This window comes from Pseudoflavitalea sp. G-6-1-2 (assembly GCF_012927185.1).
GTDB lineage: Bacteria > Bacteroidota > Bacteroidia > Chitinophagales > Chitinophagaceae > Pseudobacter.
The window spans coordinates 1700845-1719030 of the sequence record NZ_JABBGB010000003.1; the positions used below are offsets into that span (position 1 = coordinate 1700845).

Below are 18186 nucleotides of genomic sequence, written 5' to 3' on the forward strand. Positions count from 1 at the left end.
AATAGAACCAGCGGTGTATGAAATACAAGGCTGGTTCTCCACCCTACAGTCATCATTCTAAATGACCGTTATGCGCGCAAAACTAATGGAAGAGGTATATCCTGTTGAATTTCAACGGTGGACAAACAACTAAAACACGGTGGACAAACGAAGAATTCGGGGTTGAGTGGACATATTTGAACTTTTTCCTGCTTTATCTTTGAGCATGTCCACCACTTTTCTGAAAAAAATACCTGGCTTTGTTTACACTCAGTAAAATTAATAAGAGGCACTGGCTGATTGTTCTGCTGAGTCTGGTGATGCATATGCCGGCTAACTCTCAAACTCAGTCCGCCTCTACTCCATCTGTAGGGGTGATACAACACCCCGGTGATTACGACAGCCTCTATACTGTCTGCAGTGAGGCAGCGCCCGACAATGTGCATCGCATCTGTACTATTTTCTTACGCAGTCATGGAATAAGGAAATTTCCCGAAGAGCTTGCCCGGTTTTGCAATTATGTAAAAGATCGTTGCAGAAAAGAAAATAATCAATCGCTGTACCGGAGAATGGCACTGGTTGAAATGTCCGAAAAACTGAAATGCCAGAAAGCCCCGTCTGAGCTGGCGGACAAAGAATTCGAAGCACTGTATAACGATTACACAAAGGAAGGAGATCATTCAGCCGCATTGGAAATCTTGTTTGAGCTGGCTCAATACCAGCATCGCACATCACGCAATATCCAGGCAATAAAAGTGCTGTTCTTTGCAGAGAAGAATGTTGTTAGATACGGATTGCAGCAGGATATCTCCTTTCAGGCAATCCTGCATAAGATCGGTTATATCTTATGGGAGCTTGATAAACCGCAACCCTCTATTGAATATTTTAAAAGATCATTGGCAACAGGCAAGGGTATACTGATGGATTCTCTCGTTTCACTGAATGGTATCGGTATCAATTACCAGAAAATGGATAGCCTGGCAGAATCGATGCGCTATTTCAATAAAGCATCGGCAACGGCTATCGCATCGGGCAGTACCGATTTCAACACTGTAGTGCTGGGCTGCGCCGCTGTTACCCTTTATAAAATGGGAAGTTATGCGGAAGCCTACGATAACATGATGAAGGAAAAAGAGCTGAGCTTTAAGGAAAAACTTTGGGGAAATGCGTCGGAGGATTTTTATTGGCTGATAAAAATAGAATTGCAGCGAAATCATTTGGCACAATGTAAATTATTGCTGGATTCATTCAATGCCATCATGCCCGCTGTCCGGATCAACGACTATGCTTCCCATAAAAAAAGACATGAAGCAGCTTACCTCTACTACGAAAAATTGCAGGACTACAAAAATGCATTGACGGCGTACAAAGCATTTGTTCATTACGATTCCCTGTTCCAGGATCATGGCAATAAAAACAAAATTTCAGAACTGGAACTGGATGCAGCAGTTCGTGTGTACGAAGATGAAATGGTTCAGAAAGAAAGAGCCAGAAAAAACAGCGCTATTGTAGAATTCATCATTGTTGCCGCAATAACCATTCTTATCGGCATCATTATCTACCTGCTCTACAAAAGAATAAGACGAATAGAAAAAGATAAGACCAACACGGAAAAGATTAGTCTTCAACGGGCGGCTGAAATTGAAGCGCTGAAAATTCAATTGCTTGCACAGTTGGAAACCATCAGAAATGATAATACGAACCTACATGCTCCCGCTGCAATAAAAAGTAATGGCAGCTCCGGGAAAGTTGCATATGATGAAGTAACCGTAGCATCACCAGAAGAAGAAGAAACTGATCAGGAACCAGAAAGCATTCTTTTCCTCAAAGAGTTCAATCTTACACAAAAGGAACAGTGGAGCGAATTCAAAAACTCATTCATCAGGATATACCCTGATTTTGAAAAAAGCATTGTTGACAGAATCGGCCCTGTTTCAGGTGCCGAACTCAGGTTGATGATGCTGCATAAACTGGGGCTCACCAACAAAGAGATCGCCCAGACATTACTCATATCCCCCGATAGCGTGAAGAAAGCAAAATACAGGTTATATAAAAAGATCGGCATCAATTCCGCAGAAGAGCTGGATGCTTTTCTGGAATAAAGTGAATTATCTGTTGAAGTAAAAGAAAATGACGGTGTGTTGGGCGATGTGTTTGCAGGAGGCGCGGTAGCAAAAGTTGGTCACGGTTTTTTGCAGGCAACCATTAGGGGCATACGCCCAGCAACTTAGCCGATGTAATACAAAAAACAAAGACACCCTTGTTTGCGTTAATTTCTGAGCTGAAAATAGTTTATTTTTCACGGCAGGATTGTCTAATTTCTATTAAATCGCGTCTCATGGAAGGCCTTATTAACTACTTATGCCGGTTCGGTCAGTTAAACGATCAACAAATTGAGTTGGTCAAAAACAAAGTCAAAATCATCCATCTCAATAAAGGCGACTCTTTTTCGGAAGCAGGTAAAATAGCCCGTCAGGTTGCATTCGTTTCTGCGGGTATACTTAGGGTATTCTATTATAACAACAAAGACAAGGAAATCACCCGCTACTTTATCGATGAACAAAATTTCGCTGTTGATCTGCACAGCTTTTCAGATCAGGTCCCTTCTTCTGAATACATTCAGGCAGTAATGGATTGCCGGCTGCTGGTATTTACCGCAGCCGATCTAAAGGAGTTGTCGCAAACAATAGTTGGCTGGGAAACCTTAATCAATAAGATCTCTGCAACATCTCTGCTCGAAAAGGTAAACCGCATCAGTCCAATGCTGGGTGAAGACGCGAGCTCCAGATATGCAAACTTTCTGGAACGATTTCCAACGCTTGCCAATCGCATCCCCCTATCCTTTCTCGCCTCCTATTTAGGCATTACCCAATCCAGTTTAAGTCGGATCAGAAGAAACTCCTGAGTTGCATTTTTTGCCAAATGGCAAATCTTTTCTGTTTCCGGTTTGTGAGCTTTGGGATAGCTTAAACCGAAGCTCAATGACCACATTTGGAATAACTTTATTACTGGTTGCAATCATCATAACAGGATGTATCTCCACTGCCATCGCACAAACCAACAGAAGAATACCATGCGTAAGAATTGAAGCAACTGTTATGGCTCCCGCTGAAAAAGCATTTAATTACATTGTGCCCATTAGTTTACCGCACATCTTTAAGCGATACAAGAAATTGCCAGCCGTCATAAAAACCGATGAATCTGAAAAGTGGAATAAACAAGGCCTTTCGAGAACTGTTTATTTTGAAGATGGATCTACAGCCAAAGAAAGTTTGTTAACGGTTATTCCTGATCAGTCGTTCTCTTACAAAATTGAAAACTTCACTTCGCAGTTAAGGTTTCTGGCAAAAAGAGTAGATGGAGAGTGGAAGTTTACGGACATAGGAAATGGGCAGACAAGAATCGAATGGACTTATAAAATATTTCCTAAGCATTTTATAGCACGCGGGATAATAAATCTGTTTTTGATAAGGGATGTGAGGCAACTACTCGAAAATGCGTTGATGATTATAAAAGCGGATCTGGATCCGATCTGAAATTTGAACCTGCATAGCAAATCTATAGATCTAACAAAGGTTTCAGCTCCGAAATATCCACTCTGTTAGTGTGCAGTCAGCGCATAATAAATCAGCGCGAATGTAAGTGCAGGATCATTCACATTCATTCCTGCCAGCTCCTTACGAAGAAACTTCAATGCTCGGTTCATCTGTGTTTCAATTGTACCGGTGGTTATTCCCAGCTGGTCTGCAATCTGTCTGTAACTTAGGGCCTGTTCTTTATGCATCCTGAATATCTTTTTCTGCTGTGCAGGTAATTTTTCAATGGCAGACTGAATGATAGTGCGTCTCTCCTTTTCTATGGCCAGCTCTTCCGCCGAAGCCACCGCAATATTCGTATGCAGGTTTGCCAGCAGAGATTCCCTTCTCGATATCCTGCGCATTTCGTCGAGAAACAGATTTCGGGTGTAACGCTTCAGCAGATAGATAGCAGTATCATCATCCTTTACCTGCTCCATATTGTTCCAGAATCTCACATACGCTTCCTGCAGTATGTCTTCACAAAGATGACGGTTGCTGGTAAATGAAAGTAAAACAGACAACAGCTGATCATGCGTCTGATCTATAACCTTCCTTAATCTGTATTCTTTTTCTGCTATCAAAAAAAATCGGCTTAATGGCGCAAATATAGTTTCACATCATTAAGAAACGGTTAAGCAATTCTCTCCGTGATGTATTTGATCTTCCATTGTTAACTAATTATTAAGTGCAAAATACCTGTACAGGCATTTTTTCTCCCGATCGTTTTTAATGCAGATGATTTTACTTCTATCAAACTACACAATATGAATACAGATATCATCAGGCGATATCTGAATGGAGAAGCCAGTGAGGATGAGATCGCACTTATCGATAAATGGATTGAAGCCGAAGGCGAATCCTGGCTCGATGATCATATCGACAAGATGTGGGATCAACCAACCATAGCGAGCCGCCAGGAAACCAAAGACGCCATGGCGTCGCTAGTGTTATCGCGTGTGGGTGCTGTTGGCAGGGTGAAAAAAATGAGCAGCAGAAAACGGCTCCTCCCCTGGGTGGCTGCCGCCAGTGTGCTGCTGGCTGTAACACTGCTGTGGCGGCAGTTTGCTGAACCTGCACATAAATCACTCAGTTGGGAAGTGTATCGAAACGATCAACCGGGGATTGTGAAGCTGCTCAGGCTTCCGGATAGTTCTGTCGTGTATCTCAATGCTGCTTCCAGTCTCTCCATTGCCAGTAATTTCAACGACAGTACCCGTGAAGTAGCATTGCAGGGGGAAGCTTTTTTTGAAGTTAAACATGATGCTGACCGGCCATTCAAAGTGAAAGTGGGATCCCTTACCACAAGAGTGTATGGCACAGCTTTCAATATCGAAGGTTATTCTGCATCCTCGCAGTTGCGTGTTGCGCTGAAGAATGGAAAAATTGGAATCAGGCAAGCAGCCATGCCTGAACAGTTGCTGAAACCCGGAGAGATGATGCTCTACCACAAAGCAGACAGTACCACCGAAATACATCAGGTGACGGAATCCAGCATCGGAGACTGGGCAACCGGACAGATCAGTTTCTACAAGACTCCGATACGCGATGCTTTCACCATCATCGAAAATAAATACGGAGTCAAATTCAAGTATCCGGGCTCCCTGCAAAATCAAACCATTACTGCCAGTTTCGGAAAAGAGTCCTTGCAAAAAGTATTGAAGCATTTATCGTTTGTATGGGATCTCCGCTTCCAACAGGAGAAAGACACAGTGTACGTGCATTGAACTATCCACATAAAATAAGAAGCGCCGCCTGGCCGGGCAACGCTTCAGTAACAAATTACTTAACAGAATAAATTGTTCAATTCAAAATTATGTCAAAAAAGTACGACGTAAATCATTTCCCTGCGTTTTACCGGCAAAAATGTTTCAGGAAATTTTTTCCGCTATTGATCATCCTGCAGTTGATGCTTCCTATAACATTATCTGCACAACAGGTAGAACTAAGCATTAAGAACGGCACCCTTGCCGGCGTAGTTGCTCAATTGCAGCAGAAGCTGCCACAGTACCGGTTTTCATTCCAGCAGGAAGTACTGGAAAAGGTGAAAGTAGCAGACCTTAATCTGAAAGCACCCACATTGACCGATCTGCTCGATCGCCTGAAAAGCCGATTCGGACTTCAGTATTGGGTGGATGGGATGTTCGTTTCATTCAAATATTCGTCGCCCAAAGACAGCTCCGCTCCTGACCCGAAAAACGAAAACGGATTGGTTACAGGAAAAATAATCGATGAAGAAACCAGTCAACCGGTATCTGGTGTGAGCATTCGCATCAATAAAAAAGGCACTGTTACAGGTGATGATGGATCTTTTACGCTGTCCCTCCCTGCTGGCAGCTATGCGGCGCAGATCAGCTATGTGGGATATATCGGAAAAGAAGTGAGCGGCATTCTTATCAAACCCAACGAATACTTTACACTGAACATTACGCTTAAACGTCAGAAAGGGCAGCTTGCCGAAGTTGTAGTGAAATCCTCCGCAAGAAAAGAAAGTGTAAATGCACATTATGCCCGGCAGAAAAATGCGGCATCTGTTACCGATGGCATCAGTGCGGAGCAGATTGCACGTACTCCGGATAATGATATGGGACAAAGCCTGAAAAGGATTTCAGGGCTTACCACAGTCAGCAATAAATCTGTAGTCGTGCGTGGAATGTCCGACCGCTATAATCAGGCGATGCTCGATGGTGTTGTAATTCCCAGCACATCGATGAACAAACGGAACTTTTCGTTCGACATTATTCCTACGGAAATGGTAAGTAATGTAGTGGTGAATAAAACAGCTACACCAGACATGAGTTCCGAGTTCTCAGGAGGTCAGGTTAGCATCAATACATTAGACATTCCTTCTGCAAACTTTACCAGTATCAGCAAAGGTACCGGCATTAGCAGCCAGGCTATCGGAAAAGACTTTTACAGAATGGGCGAACGCAATACCAGCGAAATGTTCGGCTTCTTCCACCATTCAGCTAAAAAACCAGCTGATCTGATGCCATGGGTTTGGAACAATGATGCTATCCGGTTGGATGCACCTCCGGGAGCCAGCAATGATCCCATGCTGGATAACTGGAAACTGAATTTCGAAAGGCCCGATCTCAAATACAATGATCTCGATGCCATTGCTCAATCGAAAAAACTGAATGCCGATGCATTGAAGATGCACAAATACAAAGTGCAGCCCAATCAAAATTACCGGTTCGCTGTGGGGCGTGTATACCGATTGAAAAACAATATGCAGTTCGGTTTTTCTGCCAGCGCCAATATTCGCAACGAACAGAATATTGTTGATTACAATAATGTTCGCGGACAGAATTACACCAATAGTTATATAGACAGTTCCACCTTTGGCCAGAACGGTGCCGGGAAATCTTACCGGTTCAGTAGTAGCAGTGGTCTTGTAGGTAATCTGGGATTGCAGGGAAAGAGCTTCAGGATAGCCCTGAAGAATATGTATGCAAGAACCTACAGCGATAATTTTAATGAAGCAGTAAGGCTGGATTACAGAGATGAAACTAATAGGATCCGAAAGGAATTGTATCAGCTGCCGGAAGCGATGTGGTTACAGCAACACCAGCTTACAGGCGATCTGCAATTGCCCGGTGGTATCAAGTTTGAAGGATTGATCGCCGTTAATAAGATCCATCAGGAAATACTGGATGAAAGAAAATTACAGTACCGCCTCTCGACCCGCATCGGTGACAAATATTATTTTCAGACTCCCAACCTGTTGAAACATTCAAGCTACTCGAACAATACCGTAGCATTGGATTCACGCATGTGGACCAACATCGATGAAATGGATTACAACTGGGGAGCCAACTTCTCTAAAATCATTGCAAAAGAAAGCTCATTTAAAACACTGATAAAAATGGGTTATCAGGGATGGACAAAAAAACGTTCACTGGACGTTTTCCGCATGCTGCCCATGACGCGCTCCGCTAAGGCCGGAGAGATACTTCCGGAAATTCAATTGCCATATGAAGTGCTGCTCAGTCCTGATAAAATCGGCGCAGGCACAGGCCAGGCATATTATTATGCAGAAAACATCGGTGGCCGGATTTTCAATGGCAGCATGAACTCGCACGCCATGTACCTGATGGCCGATCAGAAACTATTTGGCAAATTAAGATTGGTATATGGAGCGCGGCTCGAATACTACGATCTCAGCAACCGACAGGCTGAACTGCTGAGAAAAAGGTATGGCGATAATGTTCCCGACTACATGAAATTTCAGGAAGGAACCAAAGAGCAGGACTGGCAATTGCTGCCTTCCATCAATGCCACTTATAGTTTCACGAATACGCTCAATCTGCGCGCCAGTTACTCCAAAACCGCCATCAGACCCGATTTTAGAGAAACGTCCTTCTTTGGATTTTACGACTACGAACTGGATGCGCATGTATCCGGACAAGACGTAGTATCTACCCTTATCGACAATTATGATGTAAGGCTCGAATGGTATCCTAGTCCCGGTGAAATAATTTCGGTAACAGGTTATTACAAGAACCTCGACAAACCGATTGAACTGGTGAACAATCCTGCGTTTCAGGATGGCAGCTATTATGTGTTCGCCAATATGGCTGCAGCAAAGAACTACGGCGTGGAACTGGAGATCCGAAAGAATCTTTCGTTCGTTGCCGACAAATCGTGGTTGTCTGATTTTTTCGTGTATGCAAATGGCACACTGCTCAAATCAAAAGTAGACTTTGAAGGTCCATGGCAATTCAGAACAGTAGATGGGGTAATAGAAAGATTCAAAGACAGGTTACCTGGAATGGATCGGCCGCTCATTGGCCAATCGCCCTGGTTACTGAACCTCGGTATCGGTTACTGGGGAGAATATTTCGGTGCAACGGGTAGTTACAATCATCGTGGATATCGAAGTAACCTCATCAGAGCGGAGCCTATGAATATCGAATTTGAACAGGCACCCAGGCTGCTCGACTTTCAGGTATATGGCCGAATGATGAAGAAGAAACTGGAAGTAAAACTGAACATCGCCAATATTCTCAATGAATGGTCTAATTACTATGTGAATGCGAAAGGATATGAAACGACCACCACAGGGAGCGGTCCCCGCGAGTTCAGAAAACTGAACGGCAACAACGGTTATAACAAAAAAGATGGAGACCTGATAATGTATCGCAGCCGGGAAGGTCAGCGATTCAGCCTCACGGCCACCTATAAATTCTAACGCATAAAAACAGCAATAATGTTCACTAAGAAAATATATATCATTTCTTGTTTGCTACTGCTATCGTTCTTCGGGGCCTGTAAAAAAGGAGAACAGGTAGAAACCTGGACTGAATTCGTTGATGTACTTTTCGATGCCCGGAAAACCGCACTCGCCAATAACGGGAATGGAATATTCATTGCCGCCAAATACAATGGCTTCCCTATCGAATGGAGCATACCGGAACAAAAGATCAAAGTGGTGGAAGGAAAAGCGCAATTCGCATTCTATGATACCAGAAGCGGTAAAACCGTTGCAGAGAAAACCATCGAAGCAAAAGCAGGCAGCAAAGAAGCGTACACGCTTTTTCAACCAACAATAGAGTCTCCGGTGAGCTTTGTTGATCCCAAAGAACAGGAAAAGGAAGAAGCGGCTCCTGCAGGACATATCAAAGTAAAAGTTGCCAATTATGCGCAGATGCTCATTCCATTCAAAAAGGTAGATATGACTCTTTCTATTGTTTACTTCGATGAAGAATGGAATCAGCAGGAAGAAGATTTGGGGATCATCCGAAACGTAGCTGCTACTGTAGGTGAAGCTGACTATCAGATTCTGCCCAATGGTTTACGGGAAGGGATCGAGATATACTCGTATGTTTTCAAATTTACCGATCATGAAACAGGAGCGCCATTGCTCAATCATGGAGGAACCGCCTACAGTTCTTCTCCATTTACCTTAAGTGATTTTCAACCTGCACCTGTAAAGAATGTCTATACGCTTTTTGTTACACCATTTAAGGCATGGGGTGAGACACCGGCTTTTATCAAAAACGGGGAAGATTTCTATGAGATAACAACCAGCATATTATTTGCGAACTGATCGCAATTGAATTGATGGAAGTTTAGTGCACCAACGAATAGCGATCAGATTTTGGGTCGCTATTCGCTTTCACTGCATCATGTTTGTAATTATCTTTCAAGCCTTCTTTTTTTGCGTGCTTTTCTGTAAGCTGTAATAGAACCGAATATCACAATCAAACCTGATATTATTCCAACGAGTTCATTGAATCTGGTTAGCTTAATGTCGAAGAAGAAAGTATCCATCTCCGATAAATACTCCTTTGCACCTGCAAAGAAGCCTTTTTTAGACAGTTCTTCTTCAGAGTAAATGCGATATTCCATGCCTACATTGTAGCTCCAACAAGGACAAAAATCTGAAGCTTTCGCTGAAGTAAACAGGTCTTTAAACTCAAGGCCCCGGTAAGTATATTCATAAGTACCGCTGTTCATTTTTTTAGCTCTTATTCCTACTATATCGGAATCCGGAATAAAAGTAGTTTCATCATCAGCACTGGACAGTGATATGCAGGGAACATACTCCGGAGTAAACTTAACCTTCAGCAGCAAGGAATCGTGGGGAGTAACAGATGCATGTGAGAGCGTTACTTTTATGATGTTTTGTTCACTTCCATCGGCAACAAAAGAATTGATTGAATGGAAAAAGGCTCTGGCCTTTTCAACACCTTTTATCTTACTTACAATAAATGCTTCGGATGTGTCATGATCGCATTCGATACTGCAGTCGATACCTTCCTTAATACTCTTCGCAATTGCATCTCTGAAGTTATATCTGAGGAGGTTTCTGAAGTTTTCTCCAGTACTATTCTTATCAGCCCTCAATAGATGAATGGTAGTCCGAAAAAGATCATTATCCGCGTGGATGCTGAATTTGCTGATCTTGGCAGAGGAGCAGGATGAGAATGAAAAAATAATCCCTGATAGTAAGAGAGGCCAAAATAAAAGAGGTCTCAAACAAAAAAGTGAATTTTTCAATTCCGGATGGTTAATGGTTAGCTATGGTGAAAAATCCTGATACAGTTTAATACATTTCTACGAAATTTTTTATCGGGTTTGGAAAAACATTGGGGTAAAAATGCTCTTTGGGGTCAAACTGTGAAAATCTTGATTTTTATTAATGCGCATGAAGGCGAAAACTCCTTCATGCGCAGGTCTGCTATACAAGTAGGGAAAGTATTGCCGGTAGCTGCACTGCTCTAGTCCCTGAAATAATTACTGGCGGTTCGTGTTTTGTTTACCCAACAACCGGTTTGTGATCGCAATACATACTCACTTAGTCCTACTTCACGGCCATTCGGCACCCAGTCGTACGTATATCCCAGTCTGGTCCACGGATAATGAAAATCAGTGGCACCGGTAAGCGTATGATAATACGCGTAAATAATATAGTTGTTGAACCAGTTGCTATATGTTGCAGTGGCTCCGCTGATCAATATCTCATTTGCTGATGTAGTTTGAATATCCGGATTGCCTGCCGGACGCTGCAGGCTATCCATCGGAACCCACATTTCTGAAATATGCGTATTCGTGCGACTGTTCACGGGAGGTAATCCCAATAACTGACATATGCGCATCAGGGTATCTGACCCTGGTTTAAAACTACCGCCAATGCGCATTTTCATTTGTTGCGGAATGAATAACCAGGCTTCACCCCAGGTGGTGGTAATAGAATCGCCTTCGGGATAACTGGAAGGGAAACGCATAAAAGTAGCCATCAATACATATTGCCTGCCTTTTATTGTTTTCCATTCCAACCTGCTATTGGTATTTGAAATAGGCCAGAGTGTGTCGATCCTTTCTGAGTTTTCGGCAATCATTCCATCTGCAATGGCATTGGCATATAGCTGGTTGAGATCTGGTGCAGGAGGTTCCGGATTGTCCATGTCTTTTTTACATCCTTCGAGTGTGAGGAGCGAAACTATCGCAAATAAGGCCACGAAGCATTGGCTGGTTAGTCTTTTCATTTCTTAGATTAATAGTTATTGGATTTTGGATGGTTTTCTTTAACCCGACCATCCTGTTGAGTTCAATCATAATAACCACCAAACCGATTTACGGTACTAATGGATGTTGAACTTTTTTTTGAAGAAGAAAAATAACTACATTGATCTCATGAAATTATTAATGGAAAATGAGTTGGTTATGTCTGCTGTTGTTGCCAATAACCGCATGAATCGGGAGCGGAATGCTACCGGGGTTAACAGCTATGAAAACGACCTCAGTTTCCATCCGGAGCAGGTTATGCGTCACTATCTGGATCAGTTTGGGCACGTAAAGTGGATGGACTTATGCTGTGGTGAAGGAAAAGCCTTGCTGCAAAGCGCTGTTTATTTAGCTGAAAATAGCCTGCAACATAGGGCCGCACTTATAGGCGTTGATCTGATAGATGGATTTCAGTCGATACCTGAGAATGTAACCTGTTTGCAATGGCAGGTGGGGTCTGTTGTAAATTGGATTGCTGATGATCGATATGATATCATCACATGCGTTCATGGTCTGCATTATGTCGGAGATAAATTAAGTGTAATTCAGAAATGCTGTAAGGCACTGACAGAACAAGGCTTTTTTCAAGGCTCACCTGGATCTGCAAAATATTAAGATTGCGAACCATTCCGGTCATAATCTGTTAAGAAAATTGCTGAAGAAAAATGGTATTGAATACGATGCCCGTAAAAAAGTAATTTACTGCAATGGGCCGCGGGACGTGGACTTTGAGCTGGATTATGAAGGAGCCAGCGATCTTGCTGGCCCTAATTATACTGGACAAAACGCCGTGGATTCATTTTATAAAATCATCATTGCTTCTTTGTAATCCCAGGGCTTGGACTGTTGTCTGATCAGTGTCCTGCCCGAATAATAATTTCAGGTATAAACGAAACGAGGATAAAGAGGATTGCAGCAAATAATAATTGTAATATCCAAATGATCCATGTTATCTGAACGAATCTTTTCTTCTTGTTTTCCGCTTCAAAATACTTTTCCCATCCCAACAGGCCCAGGCTATCTTGTGCATCGCCTAAAAATTGATCTTCAATTCGCCTTAAATAAATTCCTATCCACTTAATATTATCGTAAAGCGCCTTTGTGCTAATACCATAAATCAAGGTTGTGATGAATGGAACACCACTTACAGCTTTTAGTAGTGTAACGTTTTGATTGTTCAGATGAGTAAAAACCCAAACTGCAACAGCAGCCATTATGGTCAATGAATATTTTTCCCGTGATCGGGTTTCTGCCAGGAGTTTTTCAACTTCTGCATTAAGTTTTGCTGCTTCGCTTTTCAGATATTCGCTTTGTGAAGCTGTCAACGATACCTTGTTTGTAGTAGAAAGATTGATCATAAACAGTTTTATCACCCAAAATAACCTGGTTTCACTTTTGTTGAAACCGTTTTTTCACCCCCAAAAAGTATGTTGGATTGATATTACCGGAACTTTCGACGATCAGTCTATTGTATGCGCTTGAAAACAGAAATCGGGGTAGCTCCATCTGGTCGCGGCGGCACCCTCCAGCTTAACGTATCGCCTTTTATGGTGAAATTGCGCACCTGCGTAGTCTCATCCCAATTAGGATAAGAAGCCCGGTCGATATTGAAGGAGATGGTTCCTTTGCTACTATCCAAACCATACGTTCCAAAATGTACGCTGTGACTTAAAGTTGCACTCCTGTACTCTTCCGGTGTCCCGGTAGTCGCATTCCCTGATGCAAATTTTGTACGAACTGTCCCGAAAATTTCTACCACGTAATTTCCTTCGGTGGTAAAAATTGCTATGCCATGCGGAGCTGTTCCATAATCTGATACGCGCGACCCATCGGGCAGAATCTTATCGGCAGCGATCAGACGCCAGGAACCAATAAGTGGATTAGTCTGGGATGAGGCAGGTTTTGCAAGTAATAAAATCATCATGCAGAGAAGACCATTCTGTAAGATTCTTTTCATAAAAATGTTTTACGATTGATGGAATTGATGCAAATCTGCAGCTTACTATCCTCCCATAAAACTATTTTCAACAAACCGGTGTTTTCTCTCAACACAACCTGGGATCTGCTTAGAACGTTTTTTTGCGAACGAGCTCCATCAGACTGTCCCGGTACTTTTCTCCGATCGGTATTTTTGTTTCACCAATGTAAATATGATTATCCTGTATCCTTGTCATTTGCCGCATATTCACGATATAGGATTGATGCACTCTTGCGAAATCTGTTGAAAGCTGCACTTCTATGTCTTTAAGACGTCTGTAGGTAAGCAGGCTGAAAGTTGAAGCCACAACCCGTACATATTCCTTCTGGCTTTCAAAGAAAAGGATATCGTTCAGCAATATCTTTCGATGTTCTTTGCCTGATTTTATGAAGAAATAATCGTCACCCGGGCTTTCGTTCTCTTCCTTTGCTGTTATGCGTTTTACTTTGAAGTGTTCTTCTGTTTTTTGTACTGCTGCCAGAAAGCGCCTGAGTGTAATGGGCTTCAGCAAATAGTCGATTGTATGGTATGAATAACTTTCAGCAGCGTATTCGCTATGCGCGGTGGTAAACAGAATGCCTGTTTCCGGAGGTAACAATGCCGCCAGGTCCATTCCATTTATCAGAGGCATATTGATATCGAGAAATACAATGTCTGCTTCGTTGTTTTTTAAGAAGCTGATGGCTTCAAGCCCGCTGTAACATTTTGCAACCAGTTGCCATTCTGTTGCCTCAGCGATGAGCGCTTCAAGAAGGCTTACTGCTTTCGGTTCGTCGTCAACTATCATGCATCGTAGCTTCATGTGAGTGGGATTTTTAGAAGAGCTTCAAAATGTTCATCCTGTACTTCAGCTGTATGAAGGTGAAAGTTATTTCCATACAAAATTGTCAGCCGTTGACGAAGATTGCTTAATCCTGTCCCCTGCTTTCGCATTGGTTCAGCATTTCTGTTGAGAGAGTTTCTGGTCTGGAAAACAAGCTGATGCTCATTTTCGGATAACGAAATGCAGATCTTATTGTTTCCCGATATTTTATCTATGCCATGCTTGAAAATGTTTTCAACGAAAGTCATCAGCAACATGGGAGGTATTTTTTGCTGATCGTTTATGGTGCAGTGAAATACTATTTCGGGTTCAGGTTGTATGCGCATTTTTTCCAGTGCAATGTAGTTGTCGAGAAATTGAATCTCGGTTGCCAGTGGAACCGTTTCGTGTGTGCTCTGATCAACAAAATACCGTATCATATCAGACAGCCTATCGATGAGCAATGCAGTTCGCGGAGCTTCGAGAAACGCTTCATAATAAATAGCATTGAGCGTATTGAACAGAAAATGCGGCTGCACCTGCGCTTTCAGGAGTTTCAGTTCAATCTGGCTTTGCTGCAATAATATTTTCTCCGATTGTTGCTTTAGCGAAAAATAAGCCATTGCCAGTCTGAATACAAAGCTGAGTACAAATACAGTGGTAACGGCAAGCAGAAAGGTGAAATGAGTTGAGGTTCCTTGCCATTGAGGGGATGCAGCAAAATTTTCGTTACGTATAAACAATGACAAATATCCGCGACCAAGACCTGCCACGACCAGCAAGAAAATCGAGCTCAGCAAATAAAGGAGGTACTTTTTCTTTTGATAAAAACGGGGATACAGGAAATTGATATTGCCATATACGATGATCGCATAAAAAGCGCAACTGTTAAGAGCTGAGAGCGCTGATTTTGCTGGGCCGTCTGCCTGCAACATGGAGAAGAAACTGATAATCCCGATTGATACCCACACCAGGCAATGTAACCAAATCAATCGGGCGTTTTCGGAGAACAGTTTAGGTACCATCGCCAAACTAAGTTAAATGATTTTTGCTTCCTGTTGTCCCTATTCAATAAACAGGGGTAAAATCTGGCTCAAAGGCCGTAGTTTCTCAATGTTTACTGTGCAGGTGAAGGGGCCCTTTCACTGGTTCCAGGTCTTTGTTTGTAAAGAAGATTTATCGGACAGCTCCTGATAGCAAAATCGCTACCAGAAACTCGGGTCGCGATTTTGTATGTACTCAGCACATTCAAACAATATTCGATCATTTACCAGAAGGCGCATCGCCACTGAACGAGTCTCTGAACATCTTCCAGCCTTTTGCAGTCTTCTTCCAAAGCACAAGTATCTTTCCTTCACTCATCAGTTCTTTCTTTTCATTAAAAATTCTGCCAATTACTTCTTCTGTAACAAACTCTCTCCCATCGCCATATACAGCTACAGTAACAAACTCTCCGCCTCTGTATCCTTTGTTGTATGTTTCCCGAAAGAATCTGGCAAGTGCCTCTCTCCCACAGGTTTTAGGCGCCCCTGCCGGCATCAGGCAGGCATCCTCTGCATAGCGATCGATAAACAATGCTGAATCGTTGTTTGCAAATGAGGTGAAATAAATGGCGTTGCTTGCTGCGATGGCGGCCTTTGCTTCTTTCAGATAATCCTCAGTAGGGTTATTCTCCGGTTGAGCACAGGAGCCCAAAATGGGGATAGTGCATATCAATGCTTTAATTAAATTTGATAAAGACTTCATTTTACTACCTTTTTTGAGAAATGAAGATCAGGTAGTTTACTTAGCAGAAATTGTAAAAAAACGAATTGAATATTCAAACCTACTTGCCCTCTGAGGCGCTGCAACCTTATATAAAACACTATTGGGTTTTATATTCCCCTGCTAATCTGGTGAATGAAGTATTGTTCCCTTCTGGTTATCTGGAGCTTTCGATCAATATCTCCGACAAAAAAGTGAAAATTCAGATAGGCGAACAATCAGAAAATATGCCTGTGATTGAAGTGCTGGGGCATCTGCTGAAACCCACGCGGGAAACCGTCGAAGCCGGCACAACCATCCTGATCACCCGGTTTTATCCGCATGCCAGCTCTCTCTTTCTTCACAACTCAGCAACAGAATTCACCAATCACTCTACAGATCTTGGTGATGTGCTGAATCAGAACCTCTCAGGTTTTTACAATCAGCTGATGGAACAGCCAACCATAGGTAAAAAGATCAAAGTGCTGGAGGCGTTTTTATTGAAGCAATTAGCCAGAAGTCAAAAACGATTGAAAGCCATAGAACAGGTAGAGCGTGTATGTAACTACATTTCTGCCAGGCAGGATTCGTTCGATATAAAACGTATTGCGAAATTTGCTCAGCGTTCCGAAAGGCATCTTCAGAAACTATTCCTCGATCATGTGGGACTAACACCCCATGCATTGTTTGCAGTGCAGAGATTCGCCAGAAGTGTGCATCTGATAAGGACGAGTGCTGCTTCTTTAACCGATATCGGATATGAATGCGGATATTATGATCAGACGCATTTCATAAAGCAATTCAAGTCGTTTACCGGCGTTACTCCTTTGTATGTTAAGAAGGAAACGAAAAAGAGCTGGTAACCCGTTCTTGCCAGCCACTGTTTTCATCTGGTCGGCAGATCAGCAATAGTAAAGACTGTTGCGGTGGATTCACTTACCCGAATAGGCGTTGTGATTTTTCAGGTATTGCAGCCAAAAGAAAACCGCCGGGCTGAGATCGACGGTTTCCAATGCATGAAATCTGCATTGTTTCTTATGGCTATTACTTTCTCCTGCTACTGAGCTGTCAGCATACTAGGCATTCAATAATTCCAGAATTCCTTCATTGTTGATGATGAGCATTCCCTGTCTGTCTTCTGTAATGCCCTGCTCCAGTTTGTACGGATAGCGTGGGATACTGCCTTCCATGATGGTAGGCATGTACATGAACTGAATATTTTTCTTACCCTTCAATGCATCACCTACTTCAATGATATGGGTGGATACGATAAAGAGGCAATTGCTGTAATCTGCAAAACCTTCTGTCACTGCCAGTGTACCATCATAGGCATCTTTCACATTGGTGCCTTTGAAGAGTTCATCGAACATGAGCAGCAGCCGCTTACCACTGGCTGCGGCTACTGCTGCCTGTTTCACGCGTACCACTTCTGCATAAAAATGGCTATACCCTAAACCGATGTTGTCGGCTACATTAATGCTGGAATACAATCCTTCTCTTACAGAAAACTCCATGCTATTGGCTGCCACCGGGAAGCCCATATGAGCGAGGTAGAAGTTGATACCGATGGCTTTCATCAGGGTGGATTTGCCGGCCATATTCGCTCCCGTTAAGAATAATACATTGGCGGTTCCATCCATGGCGAGGTCATTGCCGATGGCTTTGTCTACACAGGGATGAAAGAGATTAGTTGCTTCGAGTTTGTTTATCGCTGGTGGTAATGCTGTAGCGTAATTAAAACCTCGGGTGGCGGCTGTGTTGCCGACGGCGATGTTCACATCCAGCTCGCTGATGAACTCCAGTATGTCGGTCAGTTTTTCTTTCAGTCGGCTTTTGAGCAGGTACTCATAGCCCGAGAGGGTGTTCACTGTGAGAGTCTGATAGATATCTACCATCCGCAACTGCTCCAGCTCCGGCGTAACGAGGATATTTTTGATGCTGCGGAAGCGGCTCTGGTATGGCCCTGGTTTGTCTGCCAGAGGTTCTACAAACTGGTAGCATTTGTTCAGGGTTACGATGGTAGCTTGTAATCCCTGCATCATCTTCTTATATCGCTCATCGCGGGTAACGGAGGCAAGTATTTTTTTGAGCAGCGT

The 18186-nt window shown here is 42.9% G+C and carries 18 protein-coding genes; 9 read left to right on the forward strand and 9 right to left on the reverse strand.

Annotated elements, in window-relative coordinates:
- The first annotated feature begins 239 nt into the window (after window positions 1-239).
- The 3 genes from HHL16_RS24150 (at window position 240) to HHL16_RS24160 (ending at window position 3515) form a co-directional block, all read left to right on the forward strand.
- Window positions 240-2081 carry a LuxR C-terminal-related transcriptional regulator gene (locus tag HHL16_RS24150; protein ID WP_169427899.1) on the forward strand — a complete coding sequence of 614 codons (1842 nt, stop codon included), beginning with the start codon at window positions 240-242 and terminating at the stop codon, window positions 2079-2081.
- Window positions 2082-2317: 236 nt separating this feature from the next.
- Window positions 2318-2884, forward strand: coding sequence for a Crp/Fnr family transcriptional regulator (locus HHL16_RS24155; RefSeq protein ID WP_169427900.1), 567 nt, complete (start codon window positions 2318-2320; stop codon window positions 2882-2884).
- Between the two features lie 76 nt (window positions 2885-2960).
- Window positions 2961-3515 (forward strand): SRPBCC family protein, encoded by a 555-nt coding sequence (locus HHL16_RS24160; protein ID WP_169427901.1) that lies wholly within the window; start codon window positions 2961-2963, stop codon window positions 3513-3515.
- A 65-nt stretch (window positions 3516-3580) separates the two neighbouring features.
- Here the strand turns inward: HHL16_RS24160 and HHL16_RS24165 are convergent, their stop codons facing one another.
- Entirely contained in the window at window positions 3581-4138 is a 558-nt protein-coding gene (locus tag HHL16_RS24165; protein ID WP_169427902.1) for a sigma-70 family RNA polymerase sigma factor, read from the reverse strand.
- 183 nt (window positions 4139-4321) lie between these two features.
- Here HHL16_RS24165 and HHL16_RS24170 point away from each other — a divergent pair, with 183 nt between their 5' ends.
- The 3 genes from HHL16_RS24170 to HHL16_RS24180 all read left to right on the forward strand — a co-directional run bounded on the left by HHL16_RS24170 (window position 4322) and on the right by HHL16_RS24180 (window position 9606).
- Window positions 4322-5281 (forward strand): FecR family protein, encoded by a 960-nt coding sequence (locus tag HHL16_RS24170; protein ID WP_169427903.1) that lies wholly within the window; start codon window positions 4322-4324, stop codon window positions 5279-5281.
- 182 nt (window positions 5282-5463) lie between these two features.
- A complete protein-coding gene (locus HHL16_RS24175; protein WP_169427904.1) occupies window positions 5464-8748 on the forward strand; it encodes a TonB-dependent receptor in 3285 nt (1094 codons plus the stop codon).
- A gap of 51 nt (window positions 8749-8799) precedes the next feature.
- The gene (locus HHL16_RS24180) at window positions 8800-9606 is read left to right on the forward strand and encodes a hypothetical protein (protein WP_169427905.1); all 807 of its coding nucleotides are present in this window, start codon (window positions 8800-8802) and stop codon (window positions 9604-9606) included.
- An 89-nt stretch (window positions 9607-9695) separates the two neighbouring features.
- Here the strand turns inward: HHL16_RS24180 and HHL16_RS24185 are convergent, their stop codons facing one another.
- Both HHL16_RS24185 and HHL16_RS24190 read right to left on the reverse strand, forming a co-directional pair.
- Window positions 9696-10538: a hypothetical protein gene (locus tag HHL16_RS24185; RefSeq protein WP_169427906.1), complete on the reverse strand. Its 843-nt coding sequence runs from the start codon at window positions 10536-10538 to the stop codon at window positions 9696-9698.
- 242 nt (window positions 10539-10780) lie between these two features.
- A complete protein-coding gene (locus tag HHL16_RS24190; protein ID WP_169427907.1) occupies window positions 10781-11548 on the reverse strand; it encodes a hypothetical protein in 768 nt (255 codons plus the stop codon).
- A gap of 148 nt (window positions 11549-11696) precedes the next feature.
- Between HHL16_RS24190 and HHL16_RS24195 the strand changes: the two genes are divergently transcribed.
- Window positions 11697-12182, forward strand: coding sequence for a class I SAM-dependent methyltransferase (locus HHL16_RS24195; RefSeq protein ID WP_240966301.1), 486 nt, complete (start codon window positions 11697-11699; stop codon window positions 12180-12182).
- Between the two features lie 37 nt (window positions 12183-12219).
- On the forward strand, window positions 12220-12396 hold the full coding sequence (locus tag HHL16_RS25140; RefSeq protein WP_240966302.1) for a hypothetical protein: 177 nt from the start codon (window positions 12220-12222) through the stop codon (window positions 12394-12396).
- 25 nt (window positions 12397-12421) lie between these two features.
- Here the strand turns inward: HHL16_RS25140 and HHL16_RS24200 are convergent, their stop codons facing one another.
- The 5 genes from HHL16_RS24200 to HHL16_RS24220 all read right to left on the reverse strand — a co-directional run bounded on the left by HHL16_RS24200 (window position 12422) and on the right by HHL16_RS24220 (window position 16093).
- Window positions 12422-12925: a hypothetical protein gene (locus HHL16_RS24200; RefSeq protein ID WP_169427908.1), complete on the reverse strand. Its 504-nt coding sequence runs from the start codon at window positions 12923-12925 to the stop codon at window positions 12422-12424.
- A 107-nt stretch (window positions 12926-13032) separates the two neighbouring features.
- Window positions 13033-13524, reverse strand: coding sequence for a lipocalin-like domain-containing protein (locus tag HHL16_RS24205; protein ID WP_240966303.1), 492 nt, complete (start codon window positions 13522-13524; stop codon window positions 13033-13035).
- Between the two features lie 109 nt (window positions 13525-13633).
- Complete coding sequence (locus tag HHL16_RS24210; RefSeq protein WP_169427909.1) at window positions 13634-14347, reverse strand: LytTR family DNA-binding domain-containing protein; 714 nt, start codon at window positions 14345-14347, stop codon at window positions 13634-13636.
- Window positions 14344-15096 carry a histidine kinase gene (locus HHL16_RS24215; protein WP_206022554.1) on the reverse strand — a complete coding sequence of 251 codons (753 nt, stop codon included), beginning with the start codon at window positions 15094-15096 and terminating at the stop codon, window positions 14344-14346. The genes HHL16_RS24210 and HHL16_RS24215 overlap by 4 nt, the downstream gene beginning before the upstream one ends.
- Before the next feature lie 514 nt (window positions 15097-15610).
- Window positions 15611-16093 (reverse strand): DUF4440 domain-containing protein, encoded by a 483-nt coding sequence (locus HHL16_RS24220; protein ID WP_169427911.1) that lies wholly within the window; start codon window positions 16091-16093, stop codon window positions 15611-15613.
- Window positions 16094-16176: 83 nt separating this feature from the next.
- Between HHL16_RS24220 and HHL16_RS25385 the strand changes: the two genes are divergently transcribed.
- Window positions 16177-16953, forward strand: coding sequence for an AraC family transcriptional regulator (locus tag HHL16_RS25385; protein ID WP_346766855.1), 777 nt, complete (start codon window positions 16177-16179; stop codon window positions 16951-16953).
- Window positions 16954-17166: 213 nt separating this feature from the next.
- On the opposite strand, the gene HHL16_RS24230 is transcribed toward HHL16_RS25385, so the two are convergent.
- Window positions 17167-18186, reverse strand: a 1020-nt coding sequence (locus HHL16_RS24230; RefSeq protein WP_169427913.1) for a DNA mismatch repair protein, incomplete at its 5' end; no start/stop codon positions are given.